The organism is Pseudomonas koreensis (genome assembly GCF_036668835.1).
Lineage (GTDB): Bacteria > Pseudomonadota > Gammaproteobacteria > Pseudomonadales > Pseudomonadaceae > Aquipseudomonas > Aquipseudomonas koreensis_I.
The window spans coordinates 1-22828 of record NZ_JAZEVW010000019.1 but is presented as its reverse complement, the minus strand read 5'-3'; the positions used below and the strand labels follow the sequence as shown (position 1 = coordinate 22828).

At 60.3% G+C, this 22828-nt stretch carries 13 protein-coding genes, 2 rRNA genes and 1 pseudogene; 5 read left to right on the top strand and 11 right to left on the bottom strand.

The window, feature by feature from the left end:
• Both rrf (V6F91_RS27640) and rrf (V6F91_RS27105) read left to right on the top strand, forming a co-directional pair.
• Positions 1-81: ribosomal RNA gene (rrf, locus tag V6F91_RS27640) — 5S ribosomal RNA — on the top strand; the annotation flags it as partial.
• A 105-nt stretch (positions 82-186) separates the two neighbouring features.
• Positions 187-302: ribosomal RNA gene (rrf, locus tag V6F91_RS27105) — 5S ribosomal RNA — on the top strand.
• Between the two features lie 70 nt (positions 303-372).
• Here the strand turns inward: rrf (V6F91_RS27105) and V6F91_RS27100 are convergent.
• The 4 genes from V6F91_RS27100 to V6F91_RS27085 form a co-directional block, all read right to left on the bottom strand.
• Entirely contained in the window at positions 373-1551 is a 1179-nt protein-coding gene (locus V6F91_RS27100) for a PepSY domain-containing protein (RefSeq protein WP_332769913.1), read from the bottom strand.
• Between the two features lie 78 nt (positions 1552-1629).
• Complete coding sequence (locus V6F91_RS27095; protein WP_332769909.1) at positions 1630-4134, bottom strand: TonB-dependent siderophore receptor; 2505 nt, start codon at positions 4132-4134, stop codon at positions 1630-1632.
• A gap of 87 nt (positions 4135-4221) precedes the next feature.
• A complete protein-coding gene (locus V6F91_RS27090; RefSeq protein ID WP_332769907.1) occupies positions 4222-5223 on the bottom strand; it encodes a FecR family protein in 1002 nt (333 codons plus the stop codon).
• Positions 5223-5723, bottom strand: a complete 501-nt coding sequence (locus V6F91_RS27085; RefSeq protein ID WP_258450988.1) for a sigma-70 family RNA polymerase sigma factor — start codon at positions 5721-5723, stop codon at positions 5223-5225. Before V6F91_RS27085 ends, V6F91_RS27090 begins: the two co-directional genes overlap by 1 nt.
• A gap of 311 nt (positions 5724-6034) precedes the next feature.
• On the opposite strand from V6F91_RS27085, the gene V6F91_RS27080 reads away from it, so the two are divergent.
• The gene (locus V6F91_RS27080; protein WP_332769904.1) at positions 6035-7915 is read left to right on the top strand and encodes a methyl-accepting chemotaxis protein; all 1881 of its coding nucleotides are present in this window, start codon (positions 6035-6037) and stop codon (positions 7913-7915) included.
• A gap of 122 nt (positions 7916-8037) precedes the next feature.
• Here V6F91_RS27080 and V6F91_RS27075 read toward each other — a convergent pair whose 3' ends face one another.
• From V6F91_RS27075 to V6F91_RS27055, 5 genes are all read right to left on the bottom strand, one after another.
• The gene (locus tag V6F91_RS27075) at positions 8038-8505 is read right to left on the bottom strand and encodes an SRPBCC family protein (protein ID WP_332769902.1); all 468 of its coding nucleotides are present in this window, start codon (positions 8503-8505) and stop codon (positions 8038-8040) included.
• A 23-nt stretch (positions 8506-8528) separates the two neighbouring features.
• Positions 8529-11918: an amino acid adenylation domain-containing protein gene (locus V6F91_RS27070; protein WP_332769900.1), complete on the bottom strand. Its 3390-nt coding sequence runs from the start codon at positions 11916-11918 to the stop codon at positions 8529-8531.
• Positions 11919-11931: 13 nt separating this feature from the next.
• On the bottom strand, positions 11932-12861 hold the full coding sequence (locus tag V6F91_RS27065; protein ID WP_332769897.1) for a diiron oxygenase: 930 nt from the start codon (positions 12859-12861) through the stop codon (positions 11932-11934).
• Complete coding sequence (locus tag V6F91_RS27060) at positions 12858-13631, bottom strand: DUF3050 domain-containing protein (protein WP_423815365.1); 774 nt, start codon at positions 13629-13631, stop codon at positions 12858-12860. The genes V6F91_RS27065 and V6F91_RS27060 overlap by 4 nt, the downstream gene beginning before the upstream one ends.
• A 746-nt stretch (positions 13632-14377) precedes the next feature.
• Positions 14378-15088 carry a GntR family transcriptional regulator gene (locus V6F91_RS27055; protein ID WP_332769895.1) on the bottom strand — a complete coding sequence of 237 codons (711 nt, stop codon included), beginning with the start codon at positions 15086-15088 and terminating at the stop codon, positions 14378-14380.
• A gap of 194 nt (positions 15089-15282) precedes the next feature.
• On the opposite strand from V6F91_RS27055, the gene lapG reads away from it, so the two are divergent.
• Positions 15283-15975 (top strand): cysteine protease LapG, encoded by a 693-nt coding sequence (gene lapG, locus V6F91_RS27050; protein ID WP_332769893.1) that lies wholly within the window; start codon positions 15283-15285, stop codon positions 15973-15975.
• A gap of 14 nt (positions 15976-15989) precedes the next feature.
• Complete coding sequence (gene lapD / locus V6F91_RS27045; RefSeq protein WP_332769891.1) at positions 15990-17936, top strand: cyclic di-GMP receptor LapD; 1947 nt, start codon at positions 15990-15992, stop codon at positions 17934-17936.
• Positions 17937-18164: 228 nt separating this feature from the next.
• On the opposite strand, the gene V6F91_RS27040 is transcribed toward lapD, so the two are convergent.
• Both V6F91_RS27040 and V6F91_RS27035 read right to left on the bottom strand, forming a co-directional pair.
• Complete coding sequence (locus tag V6F91_RS27040; RefSeq protein WP_090288078.1) at positions 18165-18503, bottom strand: tryptophan synthase subunit beta; 339 nt, start codon at positions 18501-18503, stop codon at positions 18165-18167.
• Between the two features lie 147 nt (positions 18504-18650).
• Positions 18651-22828: pseudogene (locus V6F91_RS27035) on the bottom strand (LapA family giant adhesin); the annotation flags it as partial.

Sequence of the window (22828 nt, the reverse complement as noted above, 5' to 3'; positions counted from 1 at the left end):
CATCCCGAACTCAGCAGTGAAACGATGCATCGCCGATGGTAGTGTGGGGTTTCCCCATGTGAGAGTAGGTCATCGTCAAGATTAAATTCCGAAACCCCAATTGCGAAAGCAGTTGGGGTTTTGTTTTAGTAGAAGTTCCTGTTTTTGCTGGCTTGTTACCGTGTTGACGGGCCAGATAAAGAATTTCTTGACGACCATAGAACATTGGAACCACCTGATCCCATCCCGAACTCAGAAGTGAAACGATGTATCGCCGATGGTAGTGTGGGGTTTCCCCATGTGAGAGTAGGTCATCGTCAAGATTAAATTCCGAAACCCCAATTGCGAAAGCAGTTGGGGTTTTGTCTTTTCCGGCAACCCGAAACGCGATGATCAAACGGATCTGCGTGCCTTGCTGATGCGTCGGGCCTGCCATTTGCGCCACCAGATATAGGCGCCTGTTACCGACAAGCCTGCAATCATGACGCCTAACACTGCGATGATGATTTGTCCGGTAACCCCGAAAATCCGTCCGCCATGTATCGGTAGTTGCAAGCGGTAGAACTGCTCGCCCAACGTTCCCTGTCCCGCTATTTCCTGCCCTAACAATCGACCGTCAGTCCCATGAAAGAACAGCCAGGATTTGCCATGCGCTTCGGTGTCATGCTGCCCGAATCCGGCACCGTAAAAGTTGTATTCAAAGCTGTAATACAGCTCACCAATCGGTGCTGTCAGCCCTAACCTTTTTCCTTCCTGCAACGCCCTTTCGTATGCCTGTTGATAGCTCAACTGCGTCGCGCCCAGTTCATCTGCGGGCATTCGTCCTCGCGCCTCGTAGACGCTCGGCTCTATCGACGAAAATAACGACACTGCAGGCTTGAACACCTGGCTCGGCAAGTTCATGGCCACGCTGCTGACAGCGATCGGCAGCAGCAACAACCACAGCCATAATCCCCCGGCGCGGTGCAGATCGAAGTTGAGCCGATAAGCGTGTCCGCCCTTGACTTTCCAGGCCGTCGACCACTTCTTCCAGAACGGCTTTCCACGCGGCAACGTCAGCCAAAGCGCAACGAAACAATCGATCAGCCAGGCAATCGCCACCAGACCCATCAACCACAATCCCCAATTGCCCGGCAGCGTCAGGTTGTAGTGGAACTCGAGAATGAACGGGATGAGATTCTCCCGTTGAAAACAGCATTCGCCCCAATAGCGCTGACCCGTCTGTTCGGCGTTCACCGGATCCAGATAGAACACCTGATTGCGCTCAGCGTATGGCTTGCCGGTCGCCGGGTTATTGCGCGCAACGGCGGCCAGCAACGCCGTATGGCCGACCTCGTCTGGATATTCCATGTACCAGACTTGCAGCGTCGGATGGGCCTTCTGCACAGCGTCAACCAAATCACCGGGAGGCAATCGCTCGCCCACGGCAGACGCCGCATAAAATTGCGGATTCAGCCACTCATCCAGCTCATGATTGAACGCCAGAATGCTGCCCGTCAGTCCGGCCAGCAGCAAGAACACCGCTGTCGCCAAACCGATATAGCGGTGCAACAACACTAAAAAAGCACGCATCAGAAACTCCCCTACAGAAACGACGAAGCCAGCGCCTGATAGCTCAGGCGCTGGCTTTTTCATGCACGAAACAAATGGTTAGAACTGGTAGCTGACCGTCGCCGCGACATTGCGCTCTTCGCCCATGTAGCAGAAGTTCAGGCTGGCACAGGAAGCCACATAGGATTCGTTGGTCAGGTTGTTTGCATTCAGGCGTACGTCGACGCCTTTCAAACCGACCTTGCCCAAGTCATAACCAATCGAGGCATCAAACAACGTATAGGAAGGCACCTTCAGGGTGTTTTCCGCATCGGCCCAGCTGTAACCGACATAACGAACCCCACCACCCAGGCGCAGGCCATCGAGCGCGGCACTGCCGAACTTATAGTCAGCCCACAACGAGGCCATGTGCCGCGGTGCCTGAGTCGGTGAGTTGCCTTTGTTCTCGATGACGTCAGTTGGCGTGCTCAAGGTGCTGACCATCGACTTCGAGTACTCGATGTCGGTAAAGGTGTAACTGCCGAGGAGTTTGAGGTTATCGGTCACTTGTGTATGCGCTTCCAGCTCCAGGCCTTGGGAGCGCACGGCACCTACGGCGCGATAGAAGTTTTCCTGCGGCAGCTTGGTCGCGAGGTTCTCCTGATCGATGCGAAACAGCGATGCAGTGAACAGGTTGTCGGTGCCCGGCGGCTGATACTTCAAGCCGATTTCCCATTGCGTGCCGTCGGTCGGTGCCAGCGGGTTACCGGCGCTGTCGGCGTAGGAGTTCGGGTTAAACGATTCCGAGTAGCTGATATACGGCGCGAGGCCGTTTTCGAACAGATACAGCGCACCGGCGCGACCGGTCAGTTTGGTGCGTCGATCGTTGATCTCGGTGCCGGCAGGGCGTCCTGCTTCGGCGATGCGGTTCTCGTCAGATGTCTCGACCCAGTCCTGACGCAGGCCCAGCGAGAAACGCCACTGATCCATCTCGATCAGGTCTTGCAGGTAAACCCCGGTCTGCTCCAGGCGCCGCAGATAACTGGTCTCACCGTACATATCGATGGCCGAGTTGCCGTATACCGGGTTGAAGGCGTTGATCGGAGCAAGACCGCCGCTGGTCCAGTCGACCACGGTTTTGCGCCGCTGATAGTCAGCGCCCAGTAGCACGGTATGCTTCGTCGCACCGGTAAAAAACTCGGCCTGGAGCATGTTATCGACGATGAACGCATGCAGGCGTTCATCACCACCAGTGTAGTAGCGGTTCAGCTCGTTACTGTTCGGCGAGGTCCAGCCATAGGCGTAGACCTGATCCATGTTTACCTTGGAGTCGAGGTAGCGGAAGTTCTGCCGCGCGGTGAAGACGTCGTTGAAGCGATGCTCGAATTGATACCCGAAGGATTGCTGGTCACGCGAATAACCATCGATGCCCGGCTCACCTTCAAAGAAATCCGTCGAAATACGCTGGCCGTTGCGCTGATGGATCGTGCCATCGGCCGGCACGCCGCCGTGGTAGCCGCCATCCGGGTCGTGTTGCAGATACGCTTGCAGCGTCAGCGAGGTGTCTTCGCTGAAGTCGATGCTCAGCGTCGGCGCCAGGGCGTAGCGCTTTTCCTTGTTGTGGTCGAATTGCGTGTCGGAGCGATCCGTTAAACCGGTCAGACGATAGGCGATGCGCTTGTCGTCATCGACCGGGCCGCTGAAGTCAAAACCGAAGCCGCGTTGCCCCTGGTTACCCACCGTGGCCTGTACTTGATGGTAGGCCTCGTACAGCGGCTTCTTGCTTGTCAGCGCGACCAGACCGCCGGGTGAGCTGCGGCCATACAGCACCGAAGAGGGTCCCTTGAGAATATCCACTCGCTCGAGGAAATACGGGTCGACTTGCAGGGTGCTGTAAGTACCGCTGTCACCCATCGATTTGAGACCATCGAGATAAATGTTGTCCACCGAGCCGTCGTTGAAACCGCGCATCGCCACGTAGTCGTAACGATGAGTCGCGCCATACGGATTGGTCAGCACACCCGGAGCGTAGCGCATAGCCTGAGAGACGGTCTGCGAGCCTTGGTCATCCATTTGCTCGCGCGTGACTACGGACACGCTTTGCGAAGTCTCGAGCAATGCGGTACTGGTTTTAGTGGCGATCTGGCTGTGAGTGGCGTTGTAGCCCGCCATGCTGCCTAATGCGTTGCCGAGGGCGAAGCCTTTGATGTCAGTGGTCGGCAGGGCCAGCGCTTCGCTCTCGGCGAGCGGACGGAGGATGTAACGGCTGCCATCCTGACTGACCGCTTCCAGACCCGAGCTGCCGAGCAAATGGCTCAGCGCCTGATCGGTGGAATATTCGCCCCGAACCCCCGGTGATTGGCGCCCCTGAGTCTGTTGCGGGGTCATCGACAGGGTGATGCCTGCCTGACGGGCAAACTGATTCAGCGCCTCGTCCAGCGGCCCCGCTGCGATGTCATAGCGTGGGCTGACCGCACCGGCAGTGACGTCGGCGGCGAGGCTCAGGCTGGGCAATACACCCACGCTCAGCGCGGTAGAAAACAGCGCGGCGCGAACGGCGTGCTGCAGCAGGCTCGATTCAACGGTGAAATTCAGAGAGTTCTTACAGTGGGCGCGGACAGTCATTATGGGTTTCCGTAGGAAGTCGCAAACGCTTGGATTAAAGTGCTTACTGACTAAGCCGAAGCCCCCGCGAAAACCCGCCAAAAAATTTCACACCGCACGTTCCACGCTCACCCACCAGCGTGTCCGGTAGCGCAATTGCACCGGCAGGGTCTGCGGCAGCACCGCCAGCAGTTTGTCCGTGTCCTCCAGTCGGAACACCCCGGACAGACGCAGGTCGGCGATCTGCGCTGCGCAATTGAGCACACCCTGACGGTAGCGCCCGACCTCATTGATGAAATCGCCGAGGCGCATATTGCGCGTGACGATCAGACCGTCGACCCACGCGCCGGCGTCCATGTCGGGCGCTGGCACCGGGCGAATCTGCAGGTGGTCGATGCGGTAGCTCTGTCCGGCGACGGCTTCAACCGAATGGCCGCCGGCAACAATCGCAACGCGGCCGCTGGTGACAGTGAGCCGGCTGCAATCGTCGTCCTCACGCAGAATGAAGCGGGCGGCAATGGGCGCATACATACCGTGACGACTTTGCACGCGCAGCGGGCGGTCGAACGGCGCACCTTCATCGGAGCCGCCGCAACTGACGATGATCTCGCCGCGAGTGAGTTTGATCAGCCGCTGCTGCGCCGTGTAACGCAGATCCACCGCGCTGGCCGTGTTGAGTTCGATGCGCGTGCCATCGGGTAGTTGAAAACCGCGCTGCTCGCCGGTTGCGGTGGCGTAATCGGCGCTCCACTGTTGCCAGGCGCCACTGTCCTTGGCCAGCCACGCGGCGGAACCCATCAGCAATGCGCCTGAGAGCAACTTCAAGGCCTGCCGCCGGCCGAGACCTTGCGCACTGTTTTCCAGCGTGTTGAACGCCACTTGTGCGCCGGGCACCGCACGCAGGTTGCTGCTCAGTTCGGCTTGCAGCGACTGCACACGCTGCCAGGCCAGTTCATGTTGATGATGTTCGGCCCGCCATTGTTCGCACTGGCGGTTCAGCCGTGGATTGCCGTGGTTGTTGCGCAGGCGCAGCAGCCAGTGAATGGCTTGTTTGACCACGTGCGGTGGCGGCTCGGCGCGGCGGCCCAGTGCAGCGTTGTCCAGCGGCATCAGTGCGCGTACCGCAACACATAACAGTGATACAGCGCCTCGGCGACGTAGCGTTCCACCGAGCGCAACGACAATCCCATCTGCTCGGCGATCTGCTTGTGGGTCAGACCTTCGCACTGCGCCAGCAGAAAGGCCTGACGGACCTTCGGTTTCAGTCCTTCAAGCATGCGCGCGATGCTTTCGAGCAGTTCAATGATCAGCGCGCGGGCTTCGCTGCCTGGCGTTTCGGCTTCGGGCAAGTGGGCGATGGTTTCCAGGTAAGCCCGCTCGATTTCTTCGCGGCGCCAATGATCGATCACCAAGCCGCGGGCGATGGTGCGCAGGAATGCACGTGGGGCCTTGAGTTCGAGGCGTTCGCTGCGTTGCAGCAGACGAACGAAAGTGTCCTGTGCCAGATCCGCCGCATCCGCTGCGTTGCCCAGCCGCGCGCGCAACCAGGTATTGAGCCAGCCGTGATGACAACGATAAAGCGTCTGTACCGCAAACTCGGGGGAGGACATGAACGCGACAGCCCGGACGTCACAAATGATAATTAGTCGCATTGTCTTCAAGGGTCGCAGAATTTGCAACCGCTGCTCACGCAACGCGCGGAAAAATCTTTCTTCAGCCGCTCTGGCCCGCCGTTCGGCGGGAATCCGATCTATACATCATCCTTTTCTGACGCAACCCTAAGATTTCTCCCACGCGTGCCGACAGACTGGTGAGACATGCGTGCACCAAAGTAGAGCGGCCGGAAGAACGCTGCCTGCGCTGTACATGGAATGTTGCATCCGGAACGCATCCCCACTTTTGGCATAAGAAGTCCCATGAAATGAATCTAAAGTTCAGCCATAAAATTCTGCTGGCCGCCTCGGGCGTCGTGGTCCTGGCGTTCGCGCTGTTCACGCTCTACAACGACTATCTGCAGCGAAGCACCATTCGCCAGAATCTTCAGTCTTCCGTTCAGCAGGCCGGTGATCTGACCGCCAGCAGCGTGCAGAACTGGATGAGCGGGCGGATTCTGGTGCTGGAAAACCTCGCGCAGAACGTCGCTCATCAGGGCAAGGACGCCGATCTGCCGGGGCTGGTCGATCAACCGGCGTTCATCTCGAATTTCCAGTTCACCTATGTGGGCCAGGCCAACGGTGTGTTCACCCAACGCCCGGACGCGAAGATGCCGGACGGCTATGATCCGCGTCAGCGTCCCTGGTACAAGCAAGCGGTGGTCGCAGACAAGACCATGCTGACCCCGCCGTACATGGCTGCGGTCGGCGGGCTGGTAGTAACCATTGCCATGCCGGTGAAGAAGAACGGTGAATTGCTCGGCGTGGTCGGTGGCGACCTGAGCCTGGAAACCCTGGTCAAGATCATCAACTCGGTGGACTTCGGTGGCCTCGGCCATGCGTTCCTGGTCAGCGCTGACGGTCAGGTGATCGTCAGCCCGGACAAGGATCAGGTCATGAAAAACCTGAAAGACATCTACCCGAACACCAGCGTGCGCATCGAGAAAGGCAACCAGAACGTCGTGCTCAATGGCGAGGAGCGGATTCTATCATTCACGCCGGTCAATGACCTGCCGAATGCGCAGTGGTACATCGGTCTGTCGATCGATCACGACAAAGCCTACGCTGCGCTCAGCCAATTCCGCACCTCGGCGCTGATCGCGATGTTTGTCGCCGTGGCCGCCATTGCGTTGCTGTTGAGTCTGTTGATCAACGTCTTGATGCGACCGCTGACCACCATGGGCCGTGCGATGCAGGACATCGCTCAGGGCGAAGGCGATCTGACTCGCCGCCTGTCGGTAGAGAGCAAAGACGAATTCGGCGAACTGGGCAGTGCCTTCAACCAGTTCGTTGAACGGATTCACGCGTCGATTTCCGAAGTGTCCTCGGCCACCCGCCATGTGCACGACTTGTCGCAACGGGTCATGGCCTCGTCGAACGCGTCGATCGTCGGCTCTGACGAACAAAGCGCGCGCACCAACAGCGTCGCCGCGGCCATCAACCAACTGGGTGCCGCTACCCAGGAAATTGCCCGCAACGCTGCCGATGCTTCGCAACACGCCAGTGGCGCCAGCGAGCAGGCCGACGACGGGCGTCAGGTGGTCGAGCAGACGATTCAGGCGATGACCGAGCTGTCGCAGAAGATCAGCCTGTCGTGCACGCAGATCGAAACCCTCAATGCGAGCACCGACAACATCGGCCACATTCTCGATGTGATCAAAGGCATTTCGCAGCAGACCAACCTGCTGGCGCTCAACGCCGCAATCGAAGCCGCGCGTGCCGGCGAGGCTGGCCGTGGTTTTGCGGTCGTGGCGGACGAGGTGCGTAACCTGGCACATCGCACCCAGGAGTCGGCTGAAGAAATTCACAAGATGATCACGTCGCTGCAGGTCGGCTCGCGTGAAGCGGTGACCACGATGAACGCCAGTCAGGCGTCCAGCGAGCAGAGCGTGGAAGTGGCCAATCAGGCCGGTTTGCGCCTGGTCAGCGTGACCCAGCGCATCGGCGAAATCGACGGCATGAACCAGTCGGTGGCCGCGGCCACTGAGGAGCAGACCGCGGTAGTGGAAACCCTCAACGTCGACGTCAACCAGATCAACCTGTTGAACCAGCAGAGCGTGGCCAACCTCAACGAGACGCTGAAGGATTGTGATGCGTTGTCGCAGCAGGCCAACCGGTTGAAGCAGCTGGTCGACAGCTTCAAGATCTGACCTTAAATCAGACCGCGTTATCGTTTATCGCGAGCAGGCTCGCTCCCACATTGGAATGCATTTTCCTGTGGGAGCGAGCCTGCTCGCGAAAGCGGTCTGACAATCGCCGCAAATCCAAAGCCTTAAGCAAACAGCTTCAGCACATTCCCCATCGCATCATCGGCAAACCCCTGCACAAAATCCCTGAACCCCGGCAGCGCTTCCTCCCCGCCCGACGCCGGCTCGGCAATGATTGTCCACGTCGCCCGGGATTGCCCGTCGTCCAGCGCCTCGACATTCATCGCCGCCCACAGGTTGGCCACGCCCAAGGTGTTGTAAATCGTCGTCCAGGTCATGCTCCGTGCCGGCTCATCACGGGAGTTGAGTTGCTCGACTACAACGTTGCCATCCTTAAAGATTTTCTTGCGCAGCGAGGACACGCCCTCGCCGGTCATTTCGATGTGCGACAGCGCCGGAATGAACCGCTCGAAAGCGCCAAAGTTGCCGACCACTGCCCAGACCTGCGCCGCGTCCGCCGGCACTTGCACCGAAGACACGACATGGCAGCCGTGGGGGTTTTTGATCAGGGTGTCCGGTTGCAGATTGCTCATGGTGTCGCTCCTTTTTCATGCTGTCAGATGAAGTTGATCTGTTTCAGGTAATCGCAGCCGCGGCGCAGCAGTGCCGGGGATTTTTGCGGGTAGTGCGCGCCCATCTGCTGTACGCCGGCTTCAGCGTTGGCGTGACCGATGAGGGAGATATCGCCTATGTCTTCTTCGAAACCGTTGAGGTAGAAACCGAGTACGCCGAACAGCGCGTTGTCGGCGTCGACCCGGCTCAGTTGCTGTTGCCAGTCGGCGACGCTGACCAGCGAAAACTCGCTGCCGGTTTCGCGGAACGAAGCGACGTAGGCGTCCCAGCTCAGCGGCTCGGGGTTGTGCAGGTTGAACACCGCACGGTCAGGCGAATAACGGCTGGCATGGAAGGCGATGAAGCGGGCGAGGAAGTCCACCGGCATCAGATCGAAATTCAGCGCGAAGGCCGGTACCTGACCGAGCTGGATCGAGCCTTTGAGCATCAGCATCAAACGGTTCTTGTGCGGCTGGCAGACGCCGCTCAGGCTGTTGAAACTGATGTTGCCGGGGCGGTACAGATTGACCCGCACACCGCGCTCGCGGGCCCGCTCGAGAATGCGCTCACCGACCCACTTCGACAGGTTGTAGCCGTTGCGGATGTAGATCGGTGGCGTGGTCGCGGCCGGCAGTTCCAATACGCGGCCGGCGTCATCGATGCTGCTGGAGGCCGACAATGTCGAGACGAAGTTGAAGACCTTTTTGCTCTGCCCTTCGCACAGGCGCAGCAGGGCAAAAATCGGCTCGACGTTGTCTTCTGCCAGCGACTCGTAATCGAGCACATGGTTGACGTTGGCAGCGTTGTGCACCAGCGCGCCGAACTCGCGATCGAGGCGCTGATAATCTTCCTCGCTCAGGCCCAATTGCGGACGGGTGATGTCCGCCGCATAGACCCGCACGCGACTCAGATCCAGATGCTCCAGGCGGTTTTCGCGCAACGCCTGGGCAAAGCGCTGCGCCGCTGTTTGCCCGCCACCGTCACGCACCAGACAGGCGACTTCGCTGGCGCCCCAACCGAGCAACGCTTCGACAATATGTACGCCGACAAAACTGTTGGCGCCGGTGACGATGACCTTGTGTACATCGCCCATGCGGCTGATCGGCAATGGCTGGATATCCAGCGCGCGCTCGGCATCGGCCATGGCCTGGGCGCTGAGCACGGCGCTGTCATCGGTGCCGCGCACCAGAGTTGCGAGCTTGGCGATGGTCGGCTGTTCGATGAAGCGATTGATCGAAATGCTGCGGCCGAATTCTTCACGCAAGCGCAGCAACATTCGCGATAACAGGATCGAATGGCCGCCCAGATTGAAGAAGCTTTCATCGGTGGAAATATCGCTGCCTGGCAGCTCCAGCAACTCGACCCAGATTTCCAGCAACAGCGCTTCGTCGGCAGTGACCGGCAGGCATTTAGGGCCGCTGTCCTGAACGCTGACCGGCAGCTCCAGCAGTGCTTTGCGGTCGACCTTGCCGTTGCTGGCGGAGGGCATGCCAGGGAGTTCAGTCCACGCCACAGGTTGCATATAGTCGGGTAGAAATTGCCGGGCGTGAGCCTTCAGTTCGTCGCGGGCAGTCGGCGATTGCGGTTGAGCGAGAAAGGCCAGGATTCTGCGCTGACTGTCGATCACTACCGCTACTTGGCGGTACAACTGGCTCTCGCGCAGGCAGCGCTCGATCTCCTCCGGCTCGACCCGGAAACCGCGAATCTTCACCTGATGGTCGCGCCGCCCGCACAGCTCGATACCCTGCCCGCCCCACCGCGCCATGTCGCCGGTGCGGTAGGCGCGCAGTGTCTGGCCGTCCGGTAGATTCAGGTGCAGATAGCGCTCGGCCGTCTGCTGCGGGTTGTTCAGATAACCGAGGCAGACACCGGGGCCGACGATGAACAGTTCACCGACGGTGTTCTCCGGTACCGGTTGCAGATCGTCATCGAGAATCAGTACCTGGCTGTTGGCAATCGGCACGCCGAGGCTGCGGTTGCTGTCACCCGGTTGCAGTTGCCGCGCGGTGATCAGCACCGTGGCTTCGGTCGGGCCGTAAAGGTTGTGCAAGGTGCCCCGGCGGGTCAGTTGCTCTATCACGAACGGCTCGCAGACATCGCCGCCAGTCATCACCAGTACACCGTCCAGTTGTTCCAGCGGCAAAATGCTCAGCAGCGATGGCGGCAGGAAGGCGTGAGTCACTTGCCGGCGTCGGATCAGCGCGACCAATTGCAATGGATCGCGCCGTTGCGTGCCGTCGGGCACCACCAGTTCGGCGCCGCTGAGCAAAGTCGCAAAGATGTCGATCAGCGATGAATCGAAGCTCAGCGAGGAGAACTGCAACACGCGACTCTCGGCCTGCAACTGCGCGTAATCGGCGTACCACGCCGTGAAATGCGCGAGGTTGGCCTGGCTGAGCAGAACACCCTTCGGATGCCCGGTGGTGCCGGAGGTGTAGAGCGCCATGCACGGTGCGTCGAGTTCGGGGCGCTGGCGCATCAACGGCAGGTCGAGATCCGCTGCGGCGCTGTCGATGAGGCTGACGTCCAGCCCCGGCATGGTGGCGCTGAGCGGATGCTCGCCGTCATGCAGCAACAGCAGCGCGCCGGCGTTTTGCACAATGTACTGCTGGCGCGGCAACGGATGGCTCGGCTCAAGCGGCAAATACACGGCGCCGCTGCCGAGGATCGCCAGGATCGATGCGAACAGCTCGGGGCTTTTCGGCAGACAGACCGCGACGATCCACGGCTGCGGATGCGGCTCCAGCAACGCTTGCAGGCGCTGTTGAATCGCTCGGCTATGGGCGTGCAACTGGCAATAGCTGATGGGCCCTGCGCCCAAGTGCAGCGCTGGGCGTTCAGCGTGCTGAATCAGGCTCTGTTGCAGACGCTCGATGACGCTCACCTGTGCCTGTTCCAGCAGCGCGGCATTCGCTGTGTCGTTGCGTCGATGGACGTAAGCCAGGCTGTCGAGAAAGCGCAGGTTTTCCATGCGCTCGAAATCCGGCGCGGTCAGCGGGGCGAGCTGTTCCAGATAGTCGCCGTCGCGGGACAGGCGACTGACCAGCAGCGCCACTTCATCGACCACACACGCCAGCACTCGCTGGCGCAGCGCTTGACCATTGCCTGACGGCTCATCGCCGATCGGCACGCGGCTGATCAGTGACGAGCCGCGAAAGCACAGCAGGTCGAAGATCGGCAAACCGGCGCGACTCGCACCGACGCCCAGACGCAAATGCAGGTGCGGGATGGCGCAGCGATCGCCGGCGCCAATGAAGCCATCGTCGATGATCAGATCCACCGGCGCTTGCGCGGCAGCATTGCGTTGCACGGAGTGACCGTGTTGTTCCAGTTCCAGCGCCAGATCGGTCATGGCCTGGCTGGCGCCAATCAGCAAAATGTCGAGACGTTTCATGAAGACCTCCTTGTCACACCAGATAGTCACGCAGGGCGCGCTGCACGCAGGGCGCGTCGAGCAGCGAGCTGTTGTGGAAGAATTTGACGATGTTGCCCACCAGCGGGTGATGGCGATTGATCGGGAAGGCCAGGCCGGCCATTTCCTCCCGAAGCGAACAGCGCGTGGCTTCGCTGACCGGCAGCGCGTCGATCAGGCGCAGGTCGAAGGACTTCTGAATGTCGTTGGTCAGGTAGTGGCTGATGAAAACCGGCAGAATCTGCGCGATGGTTTCGCGGTCGGCTTCGCTCGCGGTGTGCCAGTAGATGCGCACCATGCGCGCCCAGAAACTCGAGTGGCGACCCTCGTCGAGCAGGTGATCGGCCATCAGCCCTTTGATCGATGGCTTGACCGTGTCGTCGCGGGCGAACGCGGCGACATCGCCGGTCACGGTGTTTTCGGCGATGGCCACGCAAATCAGTTCTACGGCGCTGCGCAAATGCTCCGGCGCCAGCGCCACGGCGGCGGGAATCGCCCGGCTCAGCTCGATCTGATCGGGTAGCTGGATCGGTTCGATGCCGGTCATGGCCACCGTCTGCTGCATGAAGTCCATCGCCACCAGCGCGTGGTAATCCTCATCGACCACCACGGTCATCGCGTCGTAACGACAGGCGAAGGGGAATGCCACGGCGAAGCGATTCTTGGCGATGCTGCGCGCGGTCTTGTCGACGATTTCCGTCTCGAAAATCACCACATCGTTGATGAACTTGTACAGCGTCTGCACCAAGGCGAAATCCCGGTGCTGCGGGCATTCGCGCAGAAAAGTTTCACTCAGCACCAGCGGTTGCCGACTGAGCGGATAGATCAGCCGCTCATCGTCTTCCAGCACCCGGCGCGGCCGGGTACGGATGGTTGCGCGCTGTTCCCAGGCGTCGGCAAAGGATTGATAGTCGGCGGCGTTCATTGGGCCACCTCCGCCAACGGTTCACGCATGCTCTGGCGCAGGCCGTCCCACAAGGCAATGCGGCTTTCCACGGCGGCGATGGCGCTGGCATAGACCTCGGCTTCGCGTTGCGGGTCGCCGTCGACCAGGCGCTGGAGCAGGTGCTCCGCGGCCGGGCCGTGATCTTCGGAATCGACCTCGATATGCCGCTGCAGGTAGTAGCGAAAGGTTGGCGCTTGCTCGATGCCGATGCCCCAGTCATCAAGGATGCGCTGGAACATGCACGGGATTACGCTTTCGCGGCCGTGCAAAAACGCCGCAGCGACGCTGTGTCCCGGCGCATGCAGCGCGGTGTGCAAGGTGTCGCGGACGAATTGCGCGGCGGCAGGGTCAACCTCGACGCTTCGCAGCGCGACGTCGTAGCTCACGCCTTCCTGTTGCAGTGCGACGAAACGTTCGACCGCTGTGGTGCTGGCGCCAATTTCGCGCATGGCGTCCAGGTACAGCTCGAAATGGCTGTAGTGACCGTCGACCAGGCAATCATCGGACTCTTCGCCGAGCACGATTTCGTTGATCAGCCGGGCGGCCTGCGGATCGCGCGGTGGTAACCAGGGCAATCGGGTGCAGGTCACTTCCTGTTGCAGACGTTTGGTCAGCGACATGAAGTCCCACACGGCGAATACATGGGTTTCCATGAAACGACGCAATATTGATAACGAAGTGATCTCGGCAAAGATCGGATGATTGCTGAGTTCGACTTTCTTCAAGGCGAGTTGGTGCTTGGAAGGCATGATGACGTCCTTAATCATTGGGGTTGTAATGGAACTGCTGGTGCAATTGCGCAGTGAATGCTGCGCCGGATTAGTTATTTGTCCGCATGAGGTTAAGTTTGATGCCGGAAAACGAACTGCCCAGCGTATTTCTACGCAAAAGTCCTGCTGTGCAAGCCTGTAGCCTTTGCGGTGCGTTACGCCAGGGCGCCGCGTGCCGAAGTGAACGCCAGGCTTAACTTCGACGAAGAAAAAACTAATACAGGAAGCAAGCGTTTAACAAGTGCAATTTTAGTTATTTTAAGTTTGCTGTTTTTCAAGTGCGAAGAGTTTCAATAAAACTTTCCAGGAAAGTTTTATTTGGGCGTAGTTACTCCTTTCGGTCAATAACGGCCAAAATTGAATGACAAGAGTGAATGCCTCACTCGAAGCAACGTTCTATCGAAAAGAATTGATTGATTGATAGGGGATGAAAGTTGGCCGGGACCGGCGCCAGAACTTCCTTTTTTTCCCGTGACAAGGCTCCTTCCGTAGGTTCCTGTTGCGGGGACTGTGCCGTCAGGGCGGCGCGTCCCCGTTCTGTATGGGGTGGCCGTTCAAGAGTGCGGGTAATTTGTCGCTACGGCTATGGCCGATTCGTCGGTGCCAAGCCGTAAGGATTGGGCCGAGCGGTGCGGGAAAGGGCGAGCGGGTGCGCGGACTCGCCCGCCGCGGGGCGGGCGATCGCTTGGGGATTTGTAAGCGGGTGATTCGCGGGAGTTACGGTCTCAGCGGGCAACCGTACGGCTTTGTGCCGCGGGTGTAGCGAGGTAGCGGGTGATGACCTCGACACCGCGGTTGAGGTGCTGTTCCAGCAGTTCGATCGTCAGCTTGATGTCACGGTCGCGCACGGCTTGCAGCATCGCCCGGTGATCGTCCTGGGACAATTTGCCCAGGCCCATCGACTCAAGGTTGAAGCGCAGAAAGCGTTCTTCTTCGTTGAGCCCGTCCTCGACCAGACGCAGCAGGCGTTTGTTCGGCGCTTTGCTGTACAGGGCCATGTGGAACAAACGGTTGAGCCGGCCGATTTCGGTGTAATCATGCTGCGCTTCCAGCTCCTCGATATACGCCGCGGCCTGGGCGTGATCGGCTTCAGTCAGCAGCGGGATCGACTGACGCATGGCTTCGGATTCGAGCAGGATGCGCAACTCGTAGGTTTCGGTGGCATCGCCTTGAATCAACGGCGCGACGACTGCGCCTTTGTGCGTGGTAACGCTCAGCAATTCCTGCGCTTCGAGCTGGCGCAAGGCTTCGCGCACGGGCATGCGGCTGACACCGAACAGATCCGCCAGATCCTGCTGGCGCAGCGCCGTACCGCAGGGCAGTCGACCATCGAGAATCGCCGAACGCAACGTTTCTTCAATGACCGAACGGGCCAGATGCGCAGGAATCGGTCCGTCGACTTTAATGCTGTGCAGCGGTTTGGGCTTCTGTGTCACGACTACGCACCCTGTAGGTCGGTGATTTGGATCCAAATGACACTAGTGATTGCTCTACAGCTTGTCAAACCGTGTAGAAGAACCTGCTTGCATCTGCAGTTTAGCCTGCGGCGGTGATCTCATGGTGCCATTGTTTTTTAGCCGGCTAAGCTTCAACATCGAACGCTTCCCTCCTGCCCCTCTGGAAACCTGCTGTGGCGGTACGATTCGCGATCCCTCGGACGTTGCGCTGGCTATGCTGCGCACTGCTGCTGGCCGGCGTCATGCTGGGCGGTCTGCATGCCGATTGGGATTTTTCCGCGATCAGCCGCAAGGCCACAGCACTGTACGGGCCGCTGGGCGCCGGTCAGCAACGCATCGATGCCTGGCAGAATCTGCTGGCGACGCAGCAGCAGGCCAGCGAAATGGACAAGCTCAAAGTGGTGAACCTGTTTTTCAACAAGCAGGTGCGTTACGTCGAAGACATCGATCTGTGGCGACAGGTCGACTATTGGGAAACCCCCATCGAAGCCTTGTGGAAGGGCGCTGGCGACTGCGAAGACTATGCGATCGCCAAGTATTTCAGCCTGCGCCATCTCGGGGTGGCCAGTGACAAGCTGCGCATCACCTACGTCAAGGCACTGCGCCAGAACCGCGCGCACATGGTCCTGACGTACTATGCGACCCCCGATGCCATGCCGCTGGTGCTCGACAGCCTGATCGATCCGATCCAGCCTGCATCGCAGCGGACCGATTTGCTGCCGGTCTACTCTTTCAATGCCGAAGGTCTGTATCTGCCGGGGGCCAAGGGCAACAAGAAGGTTGGCGACACCAAACGCCTGTCGCGCTGGCAGGATGTCTTGAAGAAAATGCAGGCCGAAGGTTTCCCGGTCGAGACGACTAACTAGGAGCACGCGCTCAGATGTCTTTGTTTAAACAGCTGTTGATCGCTATCTGTCTGTTCCTGGTGGTCGCCTTCACCGGCAGCTTCATGGTCAGTCTGGAGACCTCGCGCACCCAGTACGTCAATCAGTTGCGCTCCCACGCGCAGGACGCCGCGACGGCGCTGGCCTTGTCGCTGACGCCGAATATCGACGACCCGGCGATGGTTGAGCTGCTAGTCAGTTCGATTTTCGACAGTGGTTATTACGCGAGCATTCGCGTGGTCGACGTGAAGACCGATCAGACCATCGTCGAGCGCAGCGGCATTCCCGCCGTGAGCAATGTCCCGGACTGGTTCGTCAAACTCATCGGCCTGGAACCGGCCGGTGGCGATGCCTTGGTCAGCCGTGGCTGGGAGCAGGCGGCGCGGGTCGAGGTGGTCAGCCATCCGATGTTCGCCGTGGCCAAGTTGTGGCAGAGCGCGCTGGGCAGCCTCGGCTGGCTGTTGATCTGCGGTGCGCTGAGCGCGGTGCTCGGCGCGTTGCTGTTGCGTCGGCAGTTGAAGCCGCTGGATTACATGGTCCAGCAGTCACACGCGATCGCCCGGCGTGAATTCCTCAGCCTTCCGGAATTGCCGCGCACGCCGGAATTGCGCCGTGTGGTGCAGGCGATGAATCAGATGGTCGAGAAGCTCAAGGCATTGTTTCAGGAGCAGGCCGAGCGTAGTGAAAAACTGCGCGCCGAGTCCTATCAGGACAACCTCACCGGGTTGGCCAACCGACGTTATTTCGAGATGCAGCTCAATGACCGGGTGAGCAATCCGGAGCAGGCCAGTTCCGGTTATCTGCTGCTGTTGCGGGTCAAGGATCTGGCCGGACTCAACCAGCGCCTCGGCGGCCAGCGCACCGATGAATTGTTGAAAGCGGTGGGCGAGCAACTGTCGCGCGAATGCGCCAGATACCCGGAAACCCAGAACCTGATTACGCGGATTCGTGGCGGTGAGTTTGCCGTGCTGGCGCCGGGCCTGGTCCGCGAAGAGGCGCTGCAACTGGCACAGAATCTCGACAGCGCGCTGAGCAGTCTGCATGCGACGGGCGCTACCGACGTCGCCGCAGTGGCTTCGATCGGTCTGGCGCCGTTCGCTTACGGAGATTCGCCGCAACAGGTCCTGACCCTGGGCGATCAGGCGCTGGCGCAGGCCGAAGGGCAGGGCGAGCAGAACTGGGCGTGCATCGAGCAAAACCTGACGGCCGAGGTTGGCGATGATCACCACGCCTGGCATCGCTTGCTCGACCAGGCCTTGAATCAGCAGCGTTTCGAGCTGTATTTCCAACCGGTGGTAGCGGCACAAGACACGCAATTGGTGCTGCATTACAAGGTGCTCTCGCGCCTGCTCGACGAGCAAGGCCAGACCATCCCGGCCGGGCGCTTTCTGCCGTGGCTGGAGCGCTTCGGCTGGACGGCGCGGCTCGACCGCTTGATGCTCGAGCGCGTGCTGGAGCAAATGAAAGAGCACGAAGATTCGCTGGCGCTGAACCTGTCCTCTGCGACCCTCGCCGATCCGCAGGCGCTGAACAAGGTCTTCGAGATTCTGCGCGCACACTCCAACTTCGGTTCGCGCCTGACCCTGGAAATCGGCGAAGAGCAGTTGCCCGAACAAGCACTGCTGGAACAACTGACCCGGCGTCTGCGCGAATTGGGCTTCTCCTTGAGCCTGCAGCGCTTCGGCGGTCGCTTCAGCATGATCGGCAACCTGGCGCGGCTGGGCCTGGCGTACTTGAAGATCGATGGCAGCTACATTCGGGCGATTGATCAGGAGAGCGACAAGCGACTGTTCATCGAAGCGATCCAGCGCGCGGCGCACAGCATCGATCTGCCGCTGATTGCCGAGCGGGTCGAGACTGAAGGCGAGCTGTCAGTGATTCGCGAGATGGGCTTGTATGGCGTGCAGGGGCAGTTGCTGGGTGAGCCCAAGCCTTGGCGGTGAGTCATCGCAAAAGCAACCCTCACCCTAGCCCTCTCCCAGAGGGAGAGGGGACTGACCGTGGGATATTGATGTAATACGCCGACCTGCAAGAACTCCGCTGAATCCATAATCGACCCGATCTCTCAGGTCGACGTATAGCGCCAGACACCTCGGTCGGCTCCCTCTCCCTTCGGGAGAGGGCTGGGCGGGCGGCGTTCCGATGAGGGTCGGCTCTTGATTCCGGGTGGATCAGATCAACCCGCCCTCATCCTCATCGATCAACTGACTCAACCCGCCCAGTGCCTCACGCGCCTGGTTGCGGTCCATCAGTTTGGCCTGGGCCGCCGGTGGCAGGTCGGTGACGCGGATCACGCCTTTCTGGGTCAGCACCTGAATCAGGTCGTCGAGTACCCGAATCATCTCGAAGTCGCTCTGCTTGAGCTGCTTGAGGCTGTTCTCCACGGCTTCGTTGGCGTACCACGCCTGGATTTCATGGTTGTCGGCCGGCAGGGTTTCCGTGGCTTCGGCGTACGCCGCGGCTTCCACGCGAATCAACTGGCCTTGCGCATCGCGTTGCACGTAAAACATTGAGCATCCCTCGGAAAAGAACCAGCGTCATGCTGTCAGCAGCATAGCCAACTGTGCGCAAGTATGCGGTGCGACGGCGAAATCGTCACCGGGGTGAACTGACGCAACGCAACGGCCGCCCAGGAGGGCGGCCGTTTTGTTTATGCATCAGCTGTTGTTGTGGTCGACCTTGATGGTCGGGTCACTGCCGGCAATCAGGTTGTGCAGGCTGGCGCTCGACCAGTTGTTGCCTTCCAGTTTGATCGTCACGTCCGGTGTTGCCGCAGCGGCATCACCGGAGTTGAACTTGCCCCCCGAGCTGACTTGCAGCGAGGACGTGCCGTCAACCGTGGTGATCTTCAGGAAGTTGTCGATGGTGCTGCCGGTTTCGCCCTGCAGCAGGTCGCGCAAGTCGATCCGGTCACCGTCGGCGGCCTTGAAGTCCTTGATCACATCACTACCGGTGTCGCCTGCCTTCCAGACAAAGGTATCGGCACCGGAACCACCGATGAGGATGTCGTTGCCCTTGCCACCGATCAGCGTGTCGTTGCCGCTGCCGCCGAGCAGGATGTCATTGCCTTTGCCGCCATCGAGCAGGTCGTTGCCGCCCGAGCCGAACAGGATGTCATTGCCCGCGCCGCCCAGCAGGGTGTCGTTGCCGTCATGCGCGCCGGACACATCGAACGCCTGATAGTGCTCGGTGATGTACTGGTGCACGTTGCTGGTGCTGACTTTGCTGACGTCGACGCCGGTTTCCTTGGCGACGAACGCCTGCATTGCCTGATAACCCTCACCGGCAATGCCGTTGAAGCTGACCAGATCGCCGAACAGGATGTCGTTGCCGTCGCCGCCGTTGACGGTGTCGTTGCCCGGCATCGTCGCTTCGGTGTGGCCGATGATCGAGTTGGCGAGGTCCTTCGGATCGATGTTGGTCTGTGGCGTTTTATCCGAGTCGTAAGGCTTCAGGTCGCTGAGGCTGACGTCGCTGTTGATGCCGATGGCTTCAACGTTTGACAGGCCGCTCAACAACGCGAAACCACTGCTGGCGTTGTCGGTGGTGGTCGTCGTGGTGCTGCTGCCGTTGCCCGCCAGGCTGGAGAACTCGTAGGTGCCGTCGCCCTGGGCGTGCAGCGTGCCAAAGTTCTGATAGGACCAGTTGCCGCCCGACTTGGTCCAGACAGTTACGTAACCCGACGCGCTGATGTCGATCTGGTGCGTACTGTCCGGGTTGAGACTGATGGCTTTGCCCAATTGATAGTTGCTGGTGGTGATCAGGCTATCGAGGGTTTTGTTGCCATACAGGGTCGGGTTGGTCCACTCGCCGCTCTGGTAGTAAGTCGGCTTTCCGTCAGTGATGAAGTACGTCAGGTTCTTCGCCCCGGTGTTGGCCACCGCGTCAGCACTCTGGAACCAGTTGGCCGTGGTCTTGAACACGTCCTCGTAGTTGGTGCCGCCGCCGGAGCCCATCGAGTCCAGCACCGCTTTGAGCAGGGTCAGCGCGTTCGGGTCGTTGAGGTTGACCGACACCGACTTGTTGACCTGAGTATCGAAGTCCACCAGGAAGATGTTCACCGTGCCCGAGTTGCTGCCGCCCAGGCTTTGTTTGAGGGTGTTGAACACCGAGGTCAGCGAGTCCTTGGCCGCGTTGAGCGACGATGCGCTCATGCTGCCGGAGCTGTCGACCATGAAGGCAATGTTGTAATTGGTGCCCGGCACCACGGTCAGACCGCCGATGTCGGCGACCATGATGTCGTTGCCGTCGGTGCCGTTGAACGTGTCGTCGCCCGCTGTCGCGACCGCCGCGTTGTAGACCGCTGGCACCACGGTGACTGGAATGGTCGCGGTGCTGCTCGCCGAACCCCCGACCATTTCGGTGGAGGTCGAGGTCACGGTCAGGTTGAACTGGCCGTTGTAGTAGGTCGGCGGGGTCACGGTCAGGCTGCCGAGGTTCCAGCCGGTGACGTTGGCTTCGCCGTTGCTCGCGGTGACGGTGAAGGTATGCCCGGCGCCATCGCTGAGCACCGAGCCGACCGGTGCACCGCTGATTTTCACGCTCAGGGTTTCCGAACCGTCGGTATCGGTCAGCGCGGTGCTGATCGCCGACAGTTTCACCGTGGTGCCTTCGGCGCCAGTGTTGAGTTTGTAGCCGTCGTAATAACCTTCACCGTTGGTGCCGTGCAGATCGGAGACGGTGACGCCCGAGTTCAACAGATCCTGCACGCCGGTGTAGATCGGCACGCCAGCATTGCTCAGGTCGATCGGCGTGCTGCCATTGACCGACAGGTTGACGTCGTAGCTGCCCGGGCCGCTCTGGTTGTGGTGGTAGATGTCGAGTGTGTAGTAGCCGCTGGTGGTCGGGGTGAACGAACCGTTGATCGCTCCACCCGCGCCCCAGGTGCCCGACGCCACGTTCTTGCCGCCGATGGTGATCAGCAAGCTGTCATCGGCGACACCGCTGAAGGTGTAGGTCTTGCCCGCTTCCAGATACATCAGGCCCGAGGTCTTCGACGCTGTGCCGGCGGTCACGCTGCCGTCGGACTGTACGTTGGTCACGTTGCCGCTGGAGTTCGGGGTGCCGGCGCCATCGATGACGTTTTTCAACGTGGTCGAATCCGCGCCATTGCCGCTGGTGCCCAGACCCGACAAACCGGTCCAGACTTCCTTGATCAACCCGGTGGACTTCACGTTGTTGTCGGCCACGTTCACAGTCGGCGCGTCTGCCACTGGCGTGATGTCGATTTTCACCGTGCCGGTGTTGCCCAACAGTTGACCGTCGGTTGGCTGGAACTTGATCTGCGCGTAATCCGCCTGGTTGTTGCCCAGGCCGGCGCCGCCGTAACCGTTGACACCCGACTCGTTGGCATCCGGCAGGAAGCGCAGCTTGCCCGCGTCGATGTCGGCCTTGGTGAAGGTCTGGTTATTGGCCACGTCCTTCCAGGTCGAACCGTCCAGATACTGCAGTTTGCCTTCGCCCGGCAGCTGGGTGATTTTGATCCCGAGGCTGCTGGCCGGACTATCAACGTCGCTGACACCGAAGGTAGACCAGCCAAGTACCAGCGGCGTGTCTTCGCTGCCGGTGACATTGCTCGGCGCCGCCACCGGTGCGTCGTTGACCGCCACCACGTTGACGGTGGTGGTCGCGGTGTTGGAATAGTTGCTGCCATCGGTCACGGTCACGGTGATGATCCGCGGCACGCTGCTCGGGTTTTCGCTGCCGTTGGTGAAACTGATGTTCTTGATGACCTGCATGTAGTCCGCTAGCGTCGCGTTGCCGGACAGGGTCAGCGTGACGGTGCCGTTGGTGCTGTTGGCATTGATGGTGATGCCATTGACGCTGTTGCCCAGGTTCAGCGCATCGCCGTCCTGACGGTTGGTCAGCACCACGGTGGCGCCGGTCAGCAGGGTGCTGTCCGGGTCGGTGATCTTGATATCGGTGTCGGCAATCGACACGCCCGCGCCCGGAGTGTTCTCGGTGAACGTCACTTTGTAATCGGCACCCGTGGCGCCGCTGGAGTTGTTGGCATCCAGATCGAGCACTGGCGGTGCATCGTTGTCGATGATTGAAGTGCTGACACTGCCGTTGGTGGCGCTGACCGCGAGGTTCTCGAAGTTGCCGCCGGTGGCCGAATCGATCTTGACCACGAAGTTCTCGGTGCCTTCGGTGATCTTGTCATCGAGGGTGGCGACGTTGAACTGCGCGCTGCTCGCGCCCGCCGGGATCTTCACGGTGTACACGCCGGTGAAGTCCGAGCCGTCGGCGGCGGTGCCGCTGTAGACGATTTTCAGGGTCACTTCGGTTTGCGCCGGGTTGTTCAGGCTGACCGTGTAGGTGGCGGTCTGGCCTTCGGTTACCGAGGTGCTGCCGCTGATGCTGACGGTGGTGGTATCGACGGTGTCGGTGACGCTGGTGATGGCAGGCGTTGTGCTCGGTACCAGGTTTTCGAAGTTACCACCGGTGGCGCTGGTGATGGTCGCCTGCACGGAGCCGGCATCTTTGTAGACGTCATCGGCCGGTGCTGGGACAGTTGTGGTACCAGTGGTTTCGCCAGCCTTGATGGTGATCACGGCGCCGTTCGACAAGGTCACGGTCACTGGCGAACCGGCAGGGTTGGTCAGGGTCGCGGTGTACGTAATCTGACCACCTTCAGCCACGGAACCGGTCGCACTCAGCGACAGGTTAGTGGTGTCGACGGTGTCAGTCACGTTGGTGCTGACCGGAGTTTTGTCGGCTACGAGGTTTTCGAAGTTGCCGCCAGTCACATTGGTGATCGAGTTGGTGATCGGTGCATGACCGGTCAACGCGTCGTTCGGCGCTGCGGTGGTCGCGGTGCCGGTGGTTTGGCCAA